Consider the following 349-nt stretch of genomic DNA (forward strand, 5'->3'; position numbering starts at 1 on the left):
CCACCCAGACGCCTGTCATCACCAATGCCAGCGACGGAGTAGGTTATGAGTTGGGGATGCGCTTCACCAGCGACACCTCCGGCTCGATCCAGGCAATCCGGTACTACAAGGCTCCGGGCGAGACGGGGACGCATATCGGCCACATCTGGTCGGCTACCGGCCAGGAGCTGGCGACGGTCACGTTTACCAACGAAGGCGCATCGGGCTGGCAGCAGCAGGCGCTCGCCACGCCGCTGACCATCCAGGCCGGCACGACCTACATCGTCTCCGTCAACATCAACAGCAACTACGTCTCCACCACGCAGGGCTTCGCCTCAGCCATCAGCAATGGTGGCCTGAACGCCCCGGT

Annotated in this window: 1 protein-coding gene; it reads left to right on the forward strand. The window is 63.6% G+C overall.

Translation table 11 applies throughout. The annotated features are described in order from the left end of the window. On the forward strand, positions 1–349 hold a 349-nt coding region (locus I6F31_RS36295; RefSeq protein WP_225187070.1), incomplete at both ends, for a DUF4082 domain-containing protein.

Source organism: Bradyrhizobium sp. NBAIM01 (assembly GCF_020194115.1).
Taxonomy (GTDB): Bacteria; Pseudomonadota; Alphaproteobacteria; order Rhizobiales; family Xanthobacteraceae; genus Bradyrhizobium; species Bradyrhizobium yuanmingense.